This window comes from Vibrio navarrensis (assembly GCF_000764325.1).
Lineage (GTDB): Bacteria > Pseudomonadota > Gammaproteobacteria > Enterobacterales > Vibrionaceae > Vibrio > Vibrio navarrensis.
Window position 1 is genome coordinate 903,223 of the sequence record NZ_JMCG01000002.1, and the last position, 19,937, is coordinate 923,159.

At 50.0% G+C, this 19,937-nt stretch carries 17 protein-coding genes; all 17 read right to left on the minus strand.

Going from position 1 to position 19,937, the window contains the following annotated elements; translation table 11 throughout:
- Positions 1–61: 61 nt before the first annotated feature.
- Positions 62–4,753 (minus strand): DUF6701 domain-containing protein, encoded by a 4,692-nt coding sequence (locus EA26_RS18510; protein ID WP_039430585.1) that lies wholly within the window; start codon positions 4,751–4,753, stop codon positions 62–64.
- A complete protein-coding gene (locus EA26_RS18515; RefSeq protein WP_193244155.1) occupies positions 4,746–5,168 on the minus strand; it encodes an MSHA biogenesis protein MshP in 423 nt (140 codons plus the stop codon). The genes EA26_RS18510 and EA26_RS18515 overlap by 8 nt, the downstream gene beginning before the upstream one ends.
- Positions 5,143–5,916 (minus strand): PilW family protein, encoded by a 774-nt coding sequence (locus EA26_RS18520; RefSeq protein WP_039430586.1) that lies wholly within the window; start codon positions 5,914–5,916, stop codon positions 5,143–5,145. The genes EA26_RS18515 and EA26_RS18520 overlap by 26 nt, the downstream gene beginning before the upstream one ends.
- Positions 5,916–6,479 (minus strand): type II secretion system protein, encoded by a 564-nt coding sequence (locus EA26_RS18525; protein WP_039430587.1) that lies wholly within the window; start codon positions 6,477–6,479, stop codon positions 5,916–5,918. The genes EA26_RS18520 and EA26_RS18525 overlap by 1 nt, the downstream gene beginning before the upstream one ends.
- On the minus strand, positions 6,469–6,951 hold the full coding sequence (locus EA26_RS18530; RefSeq protein ID WP_152593745.1) for a GspH/FimT family pseudopilin: 483 nt from the start codon (positions 6,949–6,951) through the stop codon (positions 6,469–6,471). The genes EA26_RS18525 and EA26_RS18530 overlap by 11 nt, the downstream gene beginning before the upstream one ends.
- Positions 6,952–7,069: 118 nt before the next feature.
- Positions 7,070–7,540, minus strand: a complete 471-nt coding sequence (locus tag EA26_RS18535) for a type II secretion system protein (protein ID WP_039430589.1) — start codon at positions 7,538–7,540, stop codon at positions 7,070–7,072.
- Positions 7,541–7,576: 36 nt separating this feature from the next.
- A complete protein-coding gene (locus tag EA26_RS18540; RefSeq protein WP_039430590.1) occupies positions 7,577–8,161 on the minus strand; it encodes a prepilin-type N-terminal cleavage/methylation domain-containing protein in 585 nt (194 codons plus the stop codon).
- 75 nt (positions 8,162–8,236) lie between these two features.
- Positions 8,237–8,692 (minus strand): MSHA biogenesis protein MshF, encoded by a 456-nt coding sequence (locus tag EA26_RS18545; protein ID WP_235425361.1) that lies wholly within the window; start codon positions 8,690–8,692, stop codon positions 8,237–8,239.
- 2 nt (positions 8,693–8,694) lie between these two features.
- The gene (locus tag EA26_RS18550) at positions 8,695–9,915 is read right to left on the minus strand and encodes a type II secretion system F family protein (protein WP_039430592.1); all 1,221 of its coding nucleotides are present in this window, start codon (positions 9,913–9,915) and stop codon (positions 8,695–8,697) included.
- A gap of 8 nt (positions 9,916–9,923) precedes the next feature.
- Positions 9,924–11,648, minus strand: coding sequence for an MSHA fimbrial ATPase MshE (gene mshE / locus EA26_RS18555; RefSeq protein ID WP_039430594.1), 1,725 nt, complete (start codon positions 11,646–11,648; stop codon positions 9,924–9,926).
- On the minus strand, positions 11,645–12,775 hold the full coding sequence (locus tag EA26_RS18560; protein WP_039430596.1) for a tetratricopeptide repeat protein: 1,131 nt from the start codon (positions 12,773–12,775) through the stop codon (positions 11,645–11,647). The genes mshE and EA26_RS18560 overlap by 4 nt, the downstream gene beginning before the upstream one ends.
- Positions 12,772–13,617: an ExeA family protein gene (locus tag EA26_RS18565; RefSeq protein WP_039430597.1), complete on the minus strand. Its 846-nt coding sequence runs from the start codon at positions 13,615–13,617 to the stop codon at positions 12,772–12,774. The genes EA26_RS18560 and EA26_RS18565 overlap by 4 nt, the downstream gene beginning before the upstream one ends.
- A gap of 13 nt (positions 13,618–13,630) precedes the next feature.
- Positions 13,631–15,307 carry a pilus (MSHA type) biogenesis protein MshL gene (mshL, locus tag EA26_RS18570; protein WP_193244158.1) on the minus strand — a complete coding sequence of 559 codons (1,677 nt, stop codon included), beginning with the start codon at positions 15,305–15,307 and terminating at the stop codon, positions 13,631–13,633.
- 18 nt (positions 15,308–15,325) lie between these two features.
- Positions 15,326–15,649 carry a hypothetical protein gene (locus EA26_RS18575; protein WP_039430602.1) on the minus strand — a complete coding sequence of 108 codons (324 nt, stop codon included), beginning with the start codon at positions 15,647–15,649 and terminating at the stop codon, positions 15,326–15,328.
- The gene (locus EA26_RS18580; RefSeq protein ID WP_039430604.1) at positions 15,642–16,292 is read right to left on the minus strand and encodes a type II secretion system protein M; all 651 of its coding nucleotides are present in this window, start codon (positions 16,290–16,292) and stop codon (positions 15,642–15,644) included. The genes EA26_RS18575 and EA26_RS18580 overlap by 8 nt, the downstream gene beginning before the upstream one ends.
- On the minus strand, positions 16,292–17,731 hold the full coding sequence (locus tag EA26_RS18585; RefSeq protein ID WP_039430606.1) for a PilN family protein: 1,440 nt from the start codon (positions 17,729–17,731) through the stop codon (positions 16,292–16,294). The genes EA26_RS18580 and EA26_RS18585 overlap by 1 nt, the downstream gene beginning before the upstream one ends.
- Positions 17,732–17,743: 12 nt before the next feature.
- Positions 17,744–19,735 (minus strand): RNase E specificity factor CsrD, encoded by a 1,992-nt coding sequence (gene csrD / locus EA26_RS18590; RefSeq protein ID WP_039430608.1) that lies wholly within the window; start codon positions 19,733–19,735, stop codon positions 17,744–17,746.
- Positions 19,736–19,937 lie beyond the last annotated feature (202 nt).

Here is a 19,937-nt window from a genome sequence, read left to right on the forward strand (position 1 = left end):
GCAATTTCTGACCATACTTTAACGCAGCGTCATCAAACGGCTAAAAAACACCGATTTGTCATCAATTCGATTCTCGCCACCAGATGACTCGGTCACTGCCTCGATACAGCCCAAACTGTACTCGCCCTGATACACTATCTTCAAAGCTGTTGTTGCCATCTTCATCCACACGCAGCCAAGGCAGCAAAGTAGAAAGATCATAACGACTCACTATGGTTCCTGTGTTCCCAGCCCCCGGCGCACTTAAGTCAATATTCGCAACCCCCGAACTGAGCAGCGAAGGAGCCAGTGTCGCTTTCACTTCGGGCGGGGTTGCCGTGCCACTTTTGAGCACGGTAAAGTCAGTCGAGTCGAAAGTAAAATGATTTACCGAGCCTAGATCACTGCAACTATCATCGCTGTTAGTACGAAAGATCCCGCCACTAAAATACTGCGCTTCCACTGTTTGCGAAAGCGGGTTGGTTTCTGGGCCATAAGTGTCGTGAATTAGCAAACGTCCCCAGAGCTGATTCTGACTCTCTGAAGATGGAAAATCATAGCCAATACATCCCGATTCACTGCTTGTTTGATAACACACCCCGTCTAAATCTTTCGTATCATCAATCGAAAGCTGTAAAATCACTCCCTCAGCGATAGGCTCTACCGGTGCGTAAGGCTTGTCATAGCGGATTTGAGCATTCTCAAGCCGAGCAATAAAGTTACTTGCATCAATCACCACACTTCCCGGCCAAGCGAATCCCTCTTGCGGGCTTAATAATCCCGGTGTTTCAGTATCAGTAATATTAAAACCTGAACTTTGCGCTGAAAAATTTCGATAGAGCCAAGGATTACTGTATCGCCACCAGCTACCAATCTTGTAATTCTCCGTCTCACCTTCGCCATTAGCACCCAATTCATCGTAAAATCGCCCTGCTACCGAAATTTCAGGTAACCGATCAAATTTCATTGCCTGCCCCAAATAAGTGAAAGTACTACATGCTTGAGAAAAGCTCGGAATATTACCCTCTAGGTGCAAATAATAGGGAATAAAACGGCCGATAGACCCCGTTGAGCCATCGGCAATTTCCAAGCCGCTGTCAGTCAGGTTTAAGCCTAAATACGTTTTCGGTGCGCTTGCGCTAAAACTAAAGACCCCGACTTCACTAATGCTTTGTGCGGCAGTGCTGACGCCACCGTTGGTTGACAGATGATTATGGCTAGCTCTACCAAGAACTCCTTCACTGTCTGATACAGGAGCAATTAGTGAGTGATCAAGCACGATAGCCGCATGCTGATAATTTTGTGTGACGGGATTATCGGCAAAATTAGAGTCAGCGTCCGACTGCCAAGCCACGCCCCTGATGTCAAGATCAAAACTCTCACCTGCTTTTGCAAACACATCGCAGTTAATATCCTGCGTAGTACAAGCACCAAGATTTGCGCCATTTTTAGCCGTCACCACTAACGCTCTCGGCACTCGTACAAATTGCGCTGAACCATGCATCACTAAATCTTGATCATCATCCGTTGCTTGCAGCTTGGCATTCAGTTCAAGCTGCCCTGCTTCTGGGTAATTTAGCGTAAAGTTTGCCGTTCCTTGTGCGTCAAAATTGAGTACTATTGCCTTTGATGATTCTTCCGAAGTTGCAATATTCGTTGTATTAATACGGGCTTGCGCGGCATTATTAATCTGACCAACACTCGGCGAGACGTAATCACTCCAAAACTTGACCGATTTGGTAACCGAGGCGAAAGTGGGCGTGCATTTTTCGGTAACATTATCTTTTCGTACTGCACTAAGGCTGGCTGGAACAGGTTTATTGGCATAAGCATCAGGCACATCTAAAATAAAACCACTATCTACAAAATTCACTGTGCAGTTACTGGCCAAAAAGGGGCCAGCATTCCCATTGAGGCTGCATAAGGTGTTATTGAAAGATACCGACGTGGGAACTGATCCAGAGACATCAACAGTGATATTGCCTGCGCTATTACGCCTAAGTTGGGTGTTACCAACCCCATTGCTAAATGAGATAGTTGAGCCATTCACCCAACCACCCGTTGCACTAGGTAGAGAATTGGGGGTTAAATAAGCAATAACAGGATCAGTAAATAAGTTATTACAATTTTCATCAGCACACGCCGTCACAGACACATTAGAGGCAGCACAAGTTAAACCTTGCGCAGGCAAAGAGATGCGAAAGTGATTAATTTGCTCACCGACCGGACGAGAATTGAGCGCGCAGACTTCAAAATTATCAATTTCATGGTTATTGGTTGAAGAGCCGGTCGAGCCTGTGATCGACAACAACAGCTCTTGAGGAACCGCACTTTGACCAGATAAATTCAAGATATTAATAGATTCAATTAAGTCGACCCATGACCCACTGCCAACTCGCCTTGATACAGTCACAAAAGACGTACCTGCTTGTGTTGAGTCGATCACAATCCGATAGCGATGCAGCAGATTACCATCATTATCATCGATATCTGGGGACAAACAATCACCGTTGGTATTGATCGTGCCGTTATTACACGTACCTGCCAAATAGTTATAACCGCTATAGCCAGAACCAGATCCTCTCAAAGCAACCGACTGTTTTCTGCGCCCAGGACCATTTCCACCCCCTTCAATGGAGTAGTTCCCGTATTCATCAAGACCAATCCCTAACCATCCCCCAGCAAAACCAGGCTTCTGTTCATTCACTTTGTAGCCGTAACCCAATGGCCCACCAAATGCCCCAACTTGAGGAGTGACAGAAGCGTCTGAAAAAACAATCGCCACCCCATCAGCACCGTTCCCACCATAAGCAAAATAGTCAAACTCGACTTCAACACGGTTATTAGCCGCAGGAAAGATTCGTTGGAAGGTTGAAGCGGTCGCTTGGTTTTGCGCAGCTTCAGTTAAGCGCAAGCGGCTATTATTGCCATTTACGATAACTGTCGAGGGAGTAAACGACCCACTACTGCTAAAGACTCGCCATTGCTGATCAAGCGGCTGACTTTGAAAGTCATCGTTAAAACATTGTAAAGTGGGGCCGCTGCCGCAAGGATGACGTTGTCGATATAACTGGAGGATTTGGGCATTACTCAGCGCTTGAGAAAAAATTTGCACTTCGTCAATAAAACCATCAAACGCACGTCCTGCGAAATTTTGGTCTTGTCCTATTTGTAATGGGCGGTTATTGGTTCGTAAACGACTAGAGATATTATCTGAACTATCTAATTGCCCATTAATAAATATAGCTTGTTGTTGAATGCTTCGATTTAGATCATAGCGAATAGTAATATGTGACCATTTATCTTTAGGTATAGGTTTCGTTGATGTTAATACATGATAGCCAGCACCTTGTATTTCCCAATACCAAAACACTCGCCCAGAACTATCCAAATGAAATTCATAGTTGCCATCTTTCGAGACGATACTCATCAAGTCATTACCTGTAGGATAATCATTTGGGTGAATCCATGCAGATACGGTTAACGTTTCTTCTAAATTGAATAATTGAGAGTGTGGCACCTCTAAATATTGGTTCGACGATTTATTAAATACCCCATAACCACACGTTCCAAGGTTATTTAATGTTGGCAGTGCTGGCGTGGCAATCGCGGTCACCGCGCCATTCACCGTGCGACCATGTAAACCATTGCCGGAAACATCGAGTACCTCACTCGCACTACCATCCCAGACTTGCTCTTCTAAATGATAGAGAGCAACAGCACTTGGTAACACACTTGCTCCACACGCATTCGCTGGCACCGTGTTGTAAAGGCAATTTCCCTCAACAACGCTCCCGCCATTAATGTTCACAATCCCCCAGTTAGGCTGTCCTGCGGTAACATCGCCTAATACATATGAACCATTGTTTAATGTCACTTGATTGTTGGTACTAGTAAGGTTTCCGGTGACGGAGGTGTTGTCAATCACGACGTTACCATTCGCACTGACACTACCAACAACATTGGCGTCGTTCATCGTCACACTATTATTTGGTGTGGTGATATTTCCCGACACATCCGATCTAGTAACAATAATATCGCCATTGGCGGTTAAACTCCCCGTAATAGTCGAGTCGGTAACCGTCAAAGCGTTATTTGGTGTTGTGATATTTCCCGACACATCTGATCTAGTAACAATTATATCGCCATTGGCGGTTAAGCTCCCCGTAATGGTGGAGTCGGTAATCGTCAAAGCGTTATTTGGTGTTTCAATACTTCCACTGACAGAAGAGCCATCAACTAAAATATTGCCAATCGCGAATACAGCACCTTGAACATTGGTGTTTTCAAGTCTAATACCATGATTATTGGAACGAACATCGCCGCTCACACTTCCGCCTTGAATGGCAATAGCCCCTCCAGTGGTCACTGCGCCTTGTATATCGACATTGTTTAACGTGACTGGCGTATTAGCAGCTTGATAGTTGCCAAAAAGTCGATTGCCATTCCCTTGCCAAGTTGTTGAACCATAAGAAGAAACTAAATCCACAACCGTCGTGGCCGAGCCAATCGTATTACTGCCCGCTAGGCTAAAACCCGCATCCGCCGATAAGATCGCTTGTGAGGTAGCCGTGATGTTATCTCCAGACGAGAGGGAGACAGAGCCATTAGCGCAGTGATAAGTACGTATGCCACCTGCGACAGTTTGCTGCCAATTGTTGCTGCTACACGTGGGTAAATCAGCATTGGTAGCGCTTGAGGAAAGCTGATAATCTCTGGCAACGGAAGGAAAGGAAGCCAGTAAAACCAGCAAAGCAAAGGCAATTCTACCCATCATCTCTCACCCCAACTTCAATCTTTCGTTGTAACATCCAATCTCCGGCCTGACATCGCCCTGTAGCGGTCAATTGAAATACGTTTCGTCCATCATCCATTGCGCCGATCTCAGCGCAGCTCACCTTCGCCTCGCAGTTGGTTAAGCCATCGCCACTGAAACTATAGCTCTGCTCTGCGTTGAGGTGGCAACTCCCTTGCGTGGTCGATTGATAAAATTGACTGATTTCGATCTCCGCCGCTGAACGTGCTGCCATTTCAGCTCGGGTGCCAAGCACCATAGAAACCAGTTGCTGGCTATTACGTTGCTGGTTACGGTTGGCCACTGCGGCAACAAAACCGACCACGACGATAATAAAGATCACCAAAACCAGACCACTGCCGCGTTGGCTACGGCGTGTTGTAGATAAGTGCATTATGAACAAACTCCACCTTTTCACCGCGATCTTCAAAGGTTAATTCAATTTTAATTAAACCGTTGCGCTGCAGCTCAGGCTTTGCCACCTCAAAGCTGGCTTGGCTTAGGTTTTCTGCCATTAAGACTCCCGTACCGAGCTCGCTGGAAACCAGATCCTCGCGATCCAGCCCATAATCAGCATAACGAGAGATGCGGTTGTTTTCATAACAAAAAGCCACCGGAGTACGATAAAAATAGATGCGCCGAGCAGGCGATTGGCGTTCAAAGCTCGTTGGCTGAGTCAAGGTGACATTAACCATAGTACGATCGTTGGGCGAGGTAAAATCGACATCACTGTAAACCTGCGCGGTTTGCGCCGCACTTGAGACCGCTTGACGCAATGCTTCACCATCAAGCGGATAGACAACCAATCGCTCGTCCGCCGCAAGGCTTTTTTCTATTGGCAAAAGGCGAATCGTCCTAGACGGCGCCAAAGAAGAAGGCAAGCTGCTGTAAATTGCACTGTTGGTAATGGGTAAAAACTCAATGCAGCCGTTGTCAACCCGCACACTGTTAGGTACGGCTTCACGCAGCTCACGACTAAGGCGTTCGGTGACAAAACGCCCTTGTTGAATCAGCGCTTCACGCGCGCTGCTATCGACATAAATGCTTAATCCTTGACGAATGACCGAGCCGAGAAACAGCCCGACCACCGCCAGCAAGATAATGGAAATCACCATTTCGATCAGGGTAAAACCACGTTGCATCAGTAGTTCCCCCGAATGGCGGCAAACGGATAGCGATTGCCCTGCGGGTCAATAATCACCACCGCAATGCGTTTATAGTGAGTGGCGGTGACGGCCGCTTGGGCAGAAAAAGAGCCGCCATTGTCCTGCACATAAAATACGCTCACTGCTGCCTGATAGCGGCGGTATTCATTGGCTCGGTCTTCTCCCAACACATCGACTACCGAGCCACTTAAACCATGAAAATCATCCACATCGTTGTACAAGGTTCGGTCGTTTTCTCCAGCCGCAGTGTCTGGCCCAAGTGAGGTGGGATCAGTGCACACAGTGCGGCCGGTGATCGCGACTAACACGCACTCCGGCAGGCCGCCATTGGGGCCCGAGTTGTGATCAAATTGTCGGCCAATGATTTCATCGAGCACCGCGCGGCCGAGATCGGCGGCTTTGACCGCTAAAGCTTGTTCAGCGCTCTGCTGCGAGCGCGGATAGAGCGCCGCCGTCAGGCTGGTGATGGCAATGGCAATCAAGGTGATCACAATGATCATTTCTACTAGGGTAAAACCGCCACCTCGTTTAACAGCCATAAATATACCCTTGCTTATTAATGCAAATTTGTCGCGTTTCGCCGTTTTGTGTGTTGCTTAAAGTGACGGTGCAGATAGCACTTTGGCACTGCGCCGCACGGCCAAGCGCATCAAAGTCGAGGTAATTATTGCCTGCATCATTGCTTAAACTGAGCGAAACATCGCTATCGGCGGCATTCACCACACTGGCGTCGTTGGCATCAAATTGGCTGTTATCACAAGCGCCCGTCAGTTGCAAAGGGGAGACTTGCTTCGCTTCAGTGGCGCTGAGTAGCCAGCGATTGCAATAACCGCTGCGCTGCATGGCGCGACTTTGCACTAAACGCAGCGAGGCAAGCAGTTCACTTTGTGTGGTGATAGTAGAAAAAGAAGCAGGGCCAGAAAAACGGCTGGCAGCGCAAACCGAGATGATGCCGAGCAGCAGAATCACCACAATCAGTTCGACTAGAGTAAAGCCATTGGGTTTATTCATTTGCTTACACATAGGGTTATCGCGATTAGGGCAGAAAATAAAGCGAGCCAGATAAATGCTCGCCTTGATTACTATACAGCCGTCTCATCGGTAAAAGCAGAACGCTAATCGCTTCTATTTATTTGCAACTTGTAAGCGAAATGGTTGGTTCCGAAAAAGACACTGCTGGTGTAACTTCATACTTTACAAAGCACTTACTAGTATCACCATTTCCAGACTTGAATGTGTACGATATAGCATTGGCCGTATTTGAACCGGATACAATCTCCCAGTCACTATTTAAACCATTAACAACTTTAGTAATACCGTCAGTACTTGCTGCAGGATATCCCCATACTAGACTGACTGCACCAGAAACTCCGTCAATAGTAATCGAAGATGAAGATACCGACTCTTTTCCAGATATAGCTGAGCGGCCATATACAATTCCTGCGGCACCTTGCATTGCGCCTTTTAACCCTTGCAGAGAAGCATCGCGCGCGTCGCCCTGAAGATTCAGAAAACGAGGCGCTGCAGTGACTGCAAGGATACCCAAAATAACTATTACCACCACCAATTCGATTAGGGTGAAACCGCCTTGTCTTTTCATAGTGTTCTCTCTCTATGTTCAATCATCAACGCAGGATTACTGCAACGTTACGGTCACACGACCATTTTTCACTTCATATTCAAACTGATGAGCGGTGTTGCCATCCAGCTGAATATAGGTACATTTGGCATCGGTATTGTTGGCCGATGCCGAATACTTAAAACCGCTGTCACTGCTGGTACTTGAGCCAGCGATGCCCACTTTCGGTGGGTTTTGCAACAGATTATCCATTAAGTCTACACACATTTGGTCGGTTAGCGCACTCGGGTAGCTTGAGGCATCGCCCGCTAATCCCCACGGGTAGCCATCGCGAAAGCCGGTGTCATTGCCCGAGGCATCTTTACTGCGCGTTAACCAGAAGTCTACTCCGTCGTAATTGACGTTGTTTTGATCCTGACCACCTATCGTAACAGAAGGGCGCGCCAGCGCTTCCCATTGCGCACGTGCAGAGAGTACGCCGGTGGCAAAACCGCCCGCTACGCCTTCCACACTGGCTTTTTTCGCTGCATCGGTGACATCAAGAAAACGCGGTAAAGCGGCTACCGCCAGCAAACCGACCACAACGATCACCACCACCAATTCAACTAAAGAAAAACCGCTTTGTTTCTGCTTCTGTTTCATAACAAACCTTCTATTAACTGCTTACTCATTATACCCACTTCTGCAAGAGGATACACAGCAAGGCGTCAAAAAAACTCACTCTGACAAAATATCGGCGCTGATTTTTTGTATTTTATCTTTTTGATAAACCACAATTATCTGCTTAAAGCCATAATCAAACTCACATTGATAAGCTTGATTTATCCATCGCTCGCGCACAGATTGCAGTGACGAATCTAAAATCTTGCCATCCGGATAATGCAATACCAGCCAGCGCTGACAGGCAAACTGCTCCTGCTCATCAACTAAAGGCACCCAACCGTAGCGCGTGAGTGGAACGGCTTGCCCCTCCACCACAATCTGCGCGGGCCTTCCCCGTAAAATCCATTCCTGCTTATACTGATTGGCTACTTCCAGCATGCGCCGCGCCGCCAGTTCTGTTGCGGCCTTGTACGCTTCCAACTCAACGGGCTGCCATACGCGAGCAAAGACGGCCACGATGCTCGCAACAATCGACATCCACATCACAAACAACATCAATTGTTTAAACACGGCTAACCCTTAATCGCATCGAGCATTCCCCACATCGGCAGGAAGATGCCCAGCGCCAACACCAGCACCATCGAAGCGACCACCACCAGTAAAATCGGTTCGATGCGCGCCGTGAGAGTTTTGAGATCGTAATCCACTTCGCGATCATAAAAGTCCGCCACTTCGAGCAGCAGCTCATCAATTCGCCCGGTCTCTTCACCGACCGAGATCATCTGGATCACCAACGGGGTAAAAATGCCGCTGTTGATCGCCGTGGCGGAGATAGCGCTGCCCGCCTCGATCGCCGCTTTCATTTCCAAAATACGCAGTTCGAGAAAGCGGTTACCGATCGCTTCCGCAGAGAGTGCCAGCGACTGGTTAAGCGGCACGCCCGCTTTTAGCATCAGCGCAAAGGTGCGCGAAAAACGCGACAACTGCGCCCGATTTACCACGCCGCCGACCACGGGCAATTTCAAGCGCCACTTGTCCCAGCGCTCTCTGCCGTTACTGGTGCCGACCCAAGCGCGAAAGGCAAACACTAAACCGACAATGCCGCCGAGCAGCAGCATCCAGTAGTTAACAAAAAACTCCGACATGCCAATCAAAATGCGCGTTGGTAACGGCAAGTCAACGCCAAAGCGGCTAAACATCGAGGCAAACTGCGGGATCACTTTGACGTTAAGCACAAACATCGCCACCAAGATAAAGCTGATCACAAACGTCGGGTAACGCATCGCGGTTTTGATCCGTTTGCGCGTTTCCAGATCTTGCTCATAGTAAGTGGCCAGTTGCTGCAACGCTTGATCTAGCCGACCGGTATTCTCGCCAACGTTGATCATCGAAACAAACAGCGGGCTAAACACCTTACTGTGCATCTGCATCGCCGCCGACAAACTGCGTCCGTTGGTCAGCTCTGTCACCACCTCTTCCAGTGCCGCTTTGAGCTGTTTGTTTTCGCAGTTTTGCACCAGACCGCGCATTGAGCGCAGCAAAGGCACCCCCGCTTTGGTAAGACTAAACAGTTGGCGACAAAACAGCACCAAAATTTCCAGTGGAATGGCGGGCGTCAGCAAGCCGCGCAAATCAAACTGGCTGCCGCCTGCACTTTTGCCTTGGCGAATCTCAATCGGGATAATGCCACGGCTCATCAGTTGCTCGGCCGCCGCCTCAGAGGTGACCGCATCAATCTGTCCGCTGGTTTTGTTGCCGTCTAGGGTGCGCCCTTGATACCGAAATGTCGCCATAATTTCCCTTAAAGCAGAATCGCGTCAGCGTGGCCGGAGGTATCCCCTTCGCCCAGCGTCATCACTTCATCCAGGCTGACCACCCCTTGCAGCGCCAGCTCCATCGCCGACGCCAACAACGGTTTGTAGCTTTCGCTGCGTCTCGCCGCCTCGGCAAAACCAACCGCATCATTGGCGCGCAGTGCGTCCATCATGCTGTGATCGAGCTCCAACATTTCAAACACACCGATACGGCCACGATAACCGGTGAGATTGCAGTTCTGGCAACCTCGCCCTTTGACAAAGTGCGCTTCGGTCTGATTGGGAAAGCGCTGACTCAGCCACGCTTGGCGTGCCTCATCGACGCTGTCTTCGGTTTTGCAATCGGGGCAGATGCGCCGCACCAAACGCTGCGCGACCACAGCACGCACCGCACTGGCGACCAGATAACCCGGCGCGCCCATGTCTATCATGCGTAGCGCGCTATCTACCGCATCATTGGTGTGCAGGGTACTAAGCACTAAGTGACCTGTCAGGGCCGCGCGCAGGCCAATCTCGACCGTCTCCTGATCACGCATCTCACCAATCAAGATGATGTCTGGATCTTGGCGCAAGAAGGTGCGCAGCACGGTAGAAAAGTCGAGATCGATCTTCGGGTTGATCTGCACTTGGTTCACCCGCGACAGGCGATATTCAACCGGATCTTCGGCGGTAATGATCTTTTTGCCCGGCTGATTGAGCTCGGTAAGCGCGCCATACAAGGTAGTGGTTTTTCCCGAACCCGTTGGCCCGGTCACCAAGATCATGCCATGCGGGCGTTTTAACTGGCGGCGCAATCTCAGCAGAAGATCCTCCGGTAAACCGGACTCTTCCAGCTTGCGCACTCCGCTCGACTGATTGAGCAAACGCATGACCACCGATTCGCCGTATTGCACTGGCATGGTGGAGAGACGCACGTCGACCGACTGCCCTTTAGCGCGAATGTTAAAGCGCCCATCTTGTGGCAGGCGCTTTTCTGAAATATCCAGATTGGCCATCAACTTAAGGCGCAGTACCAACGCAGGCGCAATGTTGACTTCGTTGAGTAAGGTTTCATGCAAGATGCCATCGATGCGCTGACGCAAACGCAGTACATTGGCATCCGGCTCAATATGAATGTCAGACGCGGCGACCTGAATCGCATCTTCAAACATGGAGTTGATCAGCTTCACCACCGTCACTTCGTCGCTGTCATCGTCTTCGAGGCTGTAATCAAAGCTGTCGTTGCTTTGGTGCTCGGCCTGAAGCTGTTCGGCGAAAGTGGCGATCTCTTTGGTGCGGCGATAATAGCGGTCAAAGCTTTCCACCAGTTGCCGCTCAGGCGCGATGACAAACTCTAACCCGTACTGACCGAGCTGACCAAGCAGTGCTTCCTGCGCAATCAGATCGGCGGGATCACTCATCGCCACGCGTAAGGTATCACCTTGCTGGCCGATGACTAACGCACGCAGACGGCGAGCATGCACCTCGGGCAGCAGTTGCACCGCATCAATGTCCACCATGGCGCGGCTTAAATCGATCAACGGCAGATTGAGCTGTTGAGAGAGAAACGCCAGCATTTGCTGTTCGGTGAGAAAGCCGAGATCAATAAGCGTATCGCCAAGCTTGCGGCCACTGTTGCCTTGCACGCTCAACGCCTGATTGAGCTGGGTTTCGTTGATGATCCCCTCTTCAACCAGCAGATCTCCCAGCCGTTTTCTTAAACGGACTTTCATTGCACACTCTCCAACTCTTGCAATACTTTGAGGCGTTCGTGAATAAAGCGCTGCGACTGACTGGAAATGCCCATTTTTTGCAGTGCTGTTTGGTAAGAGACTTCGGCATCTTTTAGCTGCAAGGCGCGCTCTTGCTGTATTGCCACCCCTAGCCACCAGCGCGCATTGTCGCTGTCTAGCTGGATCAGTTGCTGATAGCTTTCTAGGGCAATCTCATCTTTTTTCAGTTTTTGCGCCAGCGCAGCGCGCATCGCCAAATAGTCTTTGCTCGGTGCAGCGCTTAGTGCCAACAAAGGGCTAAGCGCAGCGTCGTCTTGATCGGCTTTGAGTAACATTTTCGCCAACGCCAAACGCAGCGTTTCGCCTTCCGGGTTAAGGTTGATGCCAGTTTGCAATAGCTCATACGCTTTGCGGTTATCCCCCTTACCAAAATAGAGCGTCGCTAATTTTTGCCGCGTCATTTCATCGTTAGCGGTGTAGCGCAGCGCTTCGTTGTAGGACGACAACGCAGTTTGCAGATCGCCCGCATCGAGCGCTTTTTCCGCGCGGCTGACCGACTTTTCCGCCAGTTGTGCAGGTGTCAGCTCCACTTGCTCAATCACCATAGTGGCGCTCGGTGCTACGGGGTCGCTTGCGTTGTTGCTCTTTGCTCTCGTCGCTTGCGGCTTTTCTGCCGCCGTCGCTGCCATAGCGGCGGGCTTAGTAGTTGTGCTTTTCTCTTGCACAACCGGGCGAGTAGGCAGAGCGCGCTTTTCGTCTGCCTGCTTATGTGCGCTCATATTTTTTTGTTGTTCTGGCTTTTTCTGCGCAGTGGCAACGGAGAAGAGAGGCTCCGCTGGCGTGAGTAACTCGGCTGTCGGCGTTTTTAATGTCGGAGATAGAATCGCTGCGGCTTGAAGCGGCGCTACGTTTGGCGCGCTAACGGCCATAGTGGTTGTCGGCGCTTCTTGCATCGACGTCGACTGCGTGACTGCCCAGCCGCCCACGGCAAGACTTAAGCTAAACCCGACCACGATCCAGAGAAAAGGCTTGCTGGAAGGCAGACTCGGAATCTCCGCCCGTTGCAATTGAGCTGTTGTTTGTTTTTTACTCGCCAGATCGGCCAGCGCTTGGTTAATTTCGCTCAATTATGACTCCATCCCCACCAAATCGGGGTCGTAAACATCGGTTTGCAGGCATCAAAGGTGTCCTGCATCGCCAGATAGAGATGACGGTTTGTCACCACCGCACTTTGCTGCTGATAGGCCAGCAATAACGCTTTGTGGCAAAGTTGATTCATCAGCCTCGGGATCCCTTTTGCGCTGCGCCACAGCGCTTTTTTCTGCTCCAGAGTCAGCAAGTCACTCTTGCCACCGGCTTTACTCAGCCGATTATCAAGATACGCCACCCCTTCAGCCACCGTGAGCGGACGCAAAGTACAATTGAAGGTGATGCGTTGTCGCAGTTGTCTGAGCTCGCGCTGCGCCATGCGCTCATCCAGCTCTGGCTGACCAAACAGGACAATCTGCAACAGTTTGTCTTGCTCGGTTTCCAAATTGCCAAACAGGCGCAGTGTTTCCAGCGCCTCTAATGGCAGCGCCTGCGCTTCATCAAGCAAGAGCACCGTCGGCTTGTGCTCGCGCTTGGCGGCAATTAACGCCTGCTGAATACGTGGCACTACATCGATACTCTCCACTGAGCTTAATCCGAGCTCTCGTGCCACCGCCATTTGCAGTTCGCTGCCAGAAAGCACCGGAGTGGGCAAATAGACCAGTTGCGTGTGCTCGCTTAGCTGTTCAATCAGCATGCGGCACAGCATGGTTTTCCCTGTGCCCACTTCACCGGTAACTTTGATCACCCCTTCGCCCATCTCCAGCGCCGCGAGCACGGTTTGAATCGCCTCGTAGTGAGGTGCCAAGCCTAAAAACAGGTCGGTATTGGGCGTTAACGAAAACGGCGCAAAGTGAAAACCAAAGTGTTGCCAATACATGTTTTTTCCGCAGTTATTCTGGGAACCATTCTTGCAGCAGATCGCGCGAACGCTCTAGCTCTTTCTGCCACGTGTTGACACCAACCACCGTTGGTTTAAGCAAAATCACCAGCTCGGTTTTTTGTGTCAGCTTGTTGGTATTGCGAAACAGATGCCCCAAGGCAGGAATATCGCCTAAGAAGGGCACTTTCGATACCCGATCTATGGTGTTCGATTTCATCAAGCCACCAATCACCACTACATCCCCATCGCGCGCGCGGATCACTGAGTCCGATTCACGAATAGAGCTTTTAGCAAGTGGTAATGAAACATTGGCAAAGCCACCACCCAAGTTGAGGTTTTTGACATCGGTTTCGACTTCGATTACCGCCGGGTGGACATGCAAGAAAACATTGCCGTTATCATCAATTTGCGGCGTAACATCGAGAGAAATGCCGGAGAAAAACGGGGTTAACGTGACTTCTGGTGCAACATTAGCGCTGTCGCCGGAACCCGCAACGCTCGACATTGCCGTCACATAGTACTCATCGCTGCCGACTTTAATCACCGCTTTTTGATTGTTTGCCGCCGTCACTCTCGGGCTAGACAAGACGTTAAGATCGCCTTGAGTCGACATAAAACTGAGCACCGCTTCAAAACTACCACCGGAGACCACCATATTGCTTTGACCACCGAGCAATGAACCGATTGCATTTAAGCCGGGCAGTGTCTCCGTTAATATGTTGCCGCTACCATCTTTAGAAATTGAGCCTGAACTGATTTGATATTGTGTACCAGATGAGGTAAACATCCTCGACCAGTTGATCCCTTGCTGATAGCCATCACTTAGGGTCACTTCCAAAATTTTTGTCTCTAAAATCACTTGGCGCTGCATACGCTGCTGGGAGACGCCCAAAAACTGACGCACTTCGCGAATCTCGTCTGGGTAGGCACGCACGGTGATCACGCTGGCTTGTGGCGTCACCACCACACTTTGCCCATCGCCAGAACCAATCAGGCGGCTAACCGCTTGCTGCAATAAGGGCCAGAAATTACTTTCGGTAAGCGTTTCGATCCGTGTGCCGCCATTGCTTGACGTCGAGACTTGCGAAGAGCTGCTTGAATTAGAGCCATCCTCAGAGCGCTTACTTGAACTCTCACTATTTCGGTTAGCTCCGCCGCTAGACTCATTGGATGTAATCGACCCCGTAACAATACTGGTCAGCGAGCGGCCAGAGCGTTGAAACTGGATATAGTCAACTGGGATCGTCACGGTGCGCAGCCCCGCCGGATAAACTTGGATCACTTTGCCCGTTTTGGCCACATCGTAACCGTACATGTCTTGCACTACGGATAAGATGTCATCAAGAGTCACATCACTGACATTAAGAGTAATGCGGCCAGCCACGTTAGGATGGACAGCAACACTAAATTCGGTCCCTTTCACCAGGGAGGCAAAAAATGCACGCGCTTCGACTTGGTTGGCTTGAATGCGAAAGCGCTTCAGCGTTTTGTCGCTATCATCGAAACCGTCATTGCCCAGTTCCGGCATCAGATCGTCTTGCACCGACGCGGGCAGCTCATCGAGCGCGCGGCTGTTGCTTTCATTGATCGATTGATTCAAGGTCTGCTTAATCTCAACGGGATCGCGATGCCCCATGGCGCAACCGAGCAAAGAGGCTGAGATGACTCCAACTACAATCTTTCGCATCATTTGATTCAACCTTAATTATTGTTTTACATCTAAATTAAACAGTTCAAGCTGCCATTGGCGCGTACCTTGCGCTAACGTCACTGCCTCAGGAGTCACTTTCTGCACGCGAAAACCGCGCAGCACATCACCGCGGGCAACGACTTGGTCATCTATCACCGCCACGCAGTCGCGCTCACTTTCACACACGATACTCTGCAATAGAGGCAAACTGACCGCTCTGCTGGTCGATTTAGCTTGCACAGGAGCAGGTGCCATCCACGACAGCGGCGCCGTCGGGTCTTGCGCGGCCCAACTTGGCAGCGTTAGCAAGCACAGCCACAACATCGCCACTCTAACCACCGATAAACTCCTGTCTCGTGCCCAAGGTATACACTTGCAGTATCAATCGCGCCTGCGGATAGTTTTCTACCTTGTAATGGAAACTGCGCCAATAATAGTTCACCGGTAGGCTCTCCAGTTGATTGAGATAATTGACCACCGCAAAGTAGCTGCCAGTCAGCTCAAGGCGTACGGGATGGACATAGTAGCCCGAGTAGGCCGAGGTTTGCGCATCGCCGCCAATCGGCTCTGCGGTTAACGACTCCAGCGAGACCAATTTGATGCCGCTACTGGTGTCGAGCACGCTTTCCAAAAGGGCTGCCATCTGGCTTGGCGAGATCAAATTGCTCACCATCTCTGAAAGCTGCATGTCGAGCTCTTGGCTTCTTTGCATTAGGTTCTTAAGTTCAATATCGACCTCTTGGTTGGGATCTTTATTTAGCTTAGCCTGAATCACCAACAGCTCGCCTTCATTGCGCTGGTTATTCAATACCAGTGTCGATAACTGCGTTTTTTGCGCTTCCAACGCCTTCCACAAAGGTTCAAGCAGCAGTGTCGAGACACTAAGCACGATCACCACCAAACCACACAGGGCAATCAAGCCTTTTTCTCGGCGGCTCAATGCGATGAACTTGTCGTTAAGCCCTTTCCACCACGAATTCATTATTTACCCTCTGCGCGAGTTCTGAGTTCAAAGGTAATCACGTCCTGTTCATTGCGGCCTAAACGAACTTTTTCAAAGTTACGGCCAACCAAGCTCACTTCCTGCTTAAACTGGTTTACCCAGTTAGGTACCACGTTGGCACTGCGAGCCAGCCCTTTTAAATCGAGTCGATCATGCGTGATGTAGATGTCGCTCAGAGAGATGTCATTTCTGCCTAGCTTGGCCAGCGCTTGCATGATCTCGGAATACCCGCCTTGGCGAGATTGATCATAATTACCCACCGCCGCCAATGAGGCTTGCATGGCCTGAATTTGTTGCTTTAAGCGCTCCACTGCGGCGAGCTTTTCCGCAGCAGGTTTATGCGCGGCCAGTTTTGCCTGCTGCGCGGCTAACTGCTGCTTAAATTGTTGTGCTTGTGCTTGTGCAACGGCTAACTCTTGAGCGAGCTGCGCTTGCTGCCAGCGCGCCAATCCGTACATCCCCCCAAGAACAAGCGCAGCGAGAAGCCAAGAGGCAAGCATCGTGATGAGATTAAAGCGAGCTCGCTTTGGCTTGAGATGTTCTGGGTAAAGATTAACCGAGGGCAATCCAAGTGAACGTGCCGTATTGACTACGATTTGTCCGCATTGCAGTGCTGGCGATGCGAGCACAGACGTAGTCGCAGTAAGACGCTCACTCAGTGCGGCCACCAGCGCATTTTGATCTTCATCGTCACAGCAGATTTTCAGTTGATTGAGCGTCACCCCTTTCAATTGTGATGAGAGGTAATCCATCGAACGCTGCAACTCCAGCGCCAGTCCATCAAGTTGCAAGGCACTGGCGGATTCCCCCGTCAGTGGTGGATAGACAGAGCGGATGGTGCGCTGAAAAGTGGGGGTGAAATCAACAAACGCGCCGAGTTTAAACTGCCCTTTATGGCTGCGTTGCAGCAAAATGAAGTTCGCCAAATCGCCCGCACTGTGCGGCCACACTTCATCTTCAGGAATAATGGCGTCCAATTCGCATTGATTGCGCAGCAGCACGTCGATAATTTTATCGACTACTTTTTTGGCCAATACGTAGACTTGGATCTTGTTGTCACCAGGCAACAAGCGCCCATCGGCGACAATATCGCTCACCCGCTCAGAGATGAGATCTTTGACGAGAAAAGGCAGCGCCGCAGGCCATTCGCTACGCGGTATCGCGGGCTTATCTAACTGGAAGATTTGGTAATGATGGCTGGCCAGAACGATAGAAACTCGCTGCCCTGGCGTGGCTTTCAGTTGTAAAATATGCGCTAGGCTTTTTTCCCAGCTACTACTGATAGGCTCAACGTGTGCGGGTTGGTCGTGTTGCGCGCTCGAGGCAAAATAGACCGCATCGGGCTGCAATAAGGCAACATGATGATGTCCTTGCTGAGATTGACCTTTCAGCTTCGCTAACAACGCCTGCACATTCATTTAGGGTTCCACTTATTTCCGTCGCCAGCGATTACGTCTCCCTGGCTTGATCTGTTTTTCTTCGTTTTGCACTGGCGGCGGCAACAGTTGCGATTCTTGGCTAAAGTAGCGCCCCTGACCACCGTGAATGCCCAACTCCACTAAGGTATCCCACTCTTGCTGGGTCTCCACACCGACCGCTATCACTCGTACCTTTGTGCCTTCGCCAGCGCCCAGCATACTACGCACAAACAGTTGATTCTCATGTCGCTTTTCGATGTTTTTTGCCAAACTTCGATGCAGTTTTAAATAATCTACGTGCAGATCTTTCAGATAATGGGTACTGACGATGGTTCTGCCAGCTTGCCCGACCACCAGCTGACAACCTAAGCCTTTAAGCATTTTCGCCACTGGTCGCATATAGTCGAGGTGTCGCACCAGATGACTTTCAACAAACTCAAAGCTTAATAAAGCACGCTTTTCACTGGTTAACTGTAGCAGTTCATCACGGAACCATTTGAAATGGCGGCGGTTTGCAAACGGAGTGACATTCACATTCAGAGAAAGAGGCACGCTCTGCTGAGTGGAACGTAAAAAACCAAATGCTTTACTTAATACCGCCCTATCCATTTGGCTTTCAAACCCGACTTGCTTGAGCGCCGACATGTACCTCGACGCTTTCACAATCCCATTTTCCGGATCGTGAATTCGGCACGTTAATTCAGTATGTAGTAAATCCAACTGATTGTTATTTAATAGATAAGCGGGTTGTCCAAAGAGTAACACACTTTCAGCATGCAGTGTTGTCTCAAAAATGGTACGCCATTTCACGCTACCGCGGATCTCATCGATCTGGTTCCACTTTTTAAAGCGGCTCCAATTGTTATTGTTCTGCAGTTGCGCACTGCGCAGCGCGGTTTCCGCTTCATCCATGATCTGATTGTGGCGCTCCCCTTCCTGATACATGGTGATGCCAATATGGCACCAATTCTCTTTATCGAGGGGGTACGGCGGGTGTAATTTCTCCAGTTGACGAATGCACTGTGAAGCGAGATTGGCCACATCTTTGGCACTTTGATGGGGAATAAAGAGCGCAAAATCGGCGTTGTAATAGCGAGAAAAGACCACGTCTGGATAACGTTGCACAAGGTTGGACAGCAAACTACCCACTTCGACAATAAACTCATCAGCGATCAGTTTGTCATTCTCTTCCAATACGCTTTTCCAATCGGCAATGCGTACCAGCACCACGCCACCTTGCGCGCCGCTCTCTTGTAACGCCGACTCTAATTTGTTGTCGAACAACACGCGATTGGCTGTGCCTGTCAGCTTATCAAGAAAAGTCTGTGTACGAATAAAAGTATCAAAGCGGCTGCGCTCTTGGCGGGCATCTTGCAGCTCTTCAATTAAACGATCCAACGCTTCACTGGCCGTGTAGGGCCACTCTTGCTCGTCACCTTTGGCAAACTGTTCGACCCTTCCGGCTAAAATCATTCGTCCACGCTCTTCCAATAATTCCGAGCCATACAACTGCGCTTTTAACCATTTCAGGCCGCGCATTAAGCAGAAGATGATTAACCCGACCGCTAGGGTAATTGACCAAAACGCTTGCAGCGAGTAACCAAACCCGACGTAAGGGGGCACCGCTTTGAATTCGACGTGATAACCGGGATTGCGTTCCAACTGGTATCGCTGTTGATAAAGGCGGTTGGGGTCAATTTGTGGTGAGGTGTCTTTGAAACGGTAAACCACGCCGGAATCGGTGGAGAGCTTCATTTCGACGATGTTAGATGCTTGCAGCATCTTGGGCATCCAGCGCTGCATGGAATAGGCGGCATCCGGATCTTCCATCTCCTTGTCCAGCACTTCGACAATGCCAGCCAAATAGTGGTTGAGATACTCCTGCCCAAGCCGTTTAAACGACAACGTGCCGCCGACAAAAAGAATGAACATGGCGCTGATCACGATGACAGTGACGAAAGCCACGAGGCGAGTACTGAGCTTGAGAGTTGGGGTATACCTCATGAATACCGAATTCCTTTTCCATTCATCATATACCGTATTGATCTATATATACTTGATAAGAGAATGGTTAACAATCTAATGACTTAAGATGTGAGAAGTGTCATTGAAAAAGCCGCGGGACCGCGGCTTTTGGTAGATCTCAGGTAACCGTTAAAAAGGAAGACTTACGACTATTAAGACGTAAAGCTCGTTCGTTCGTTAC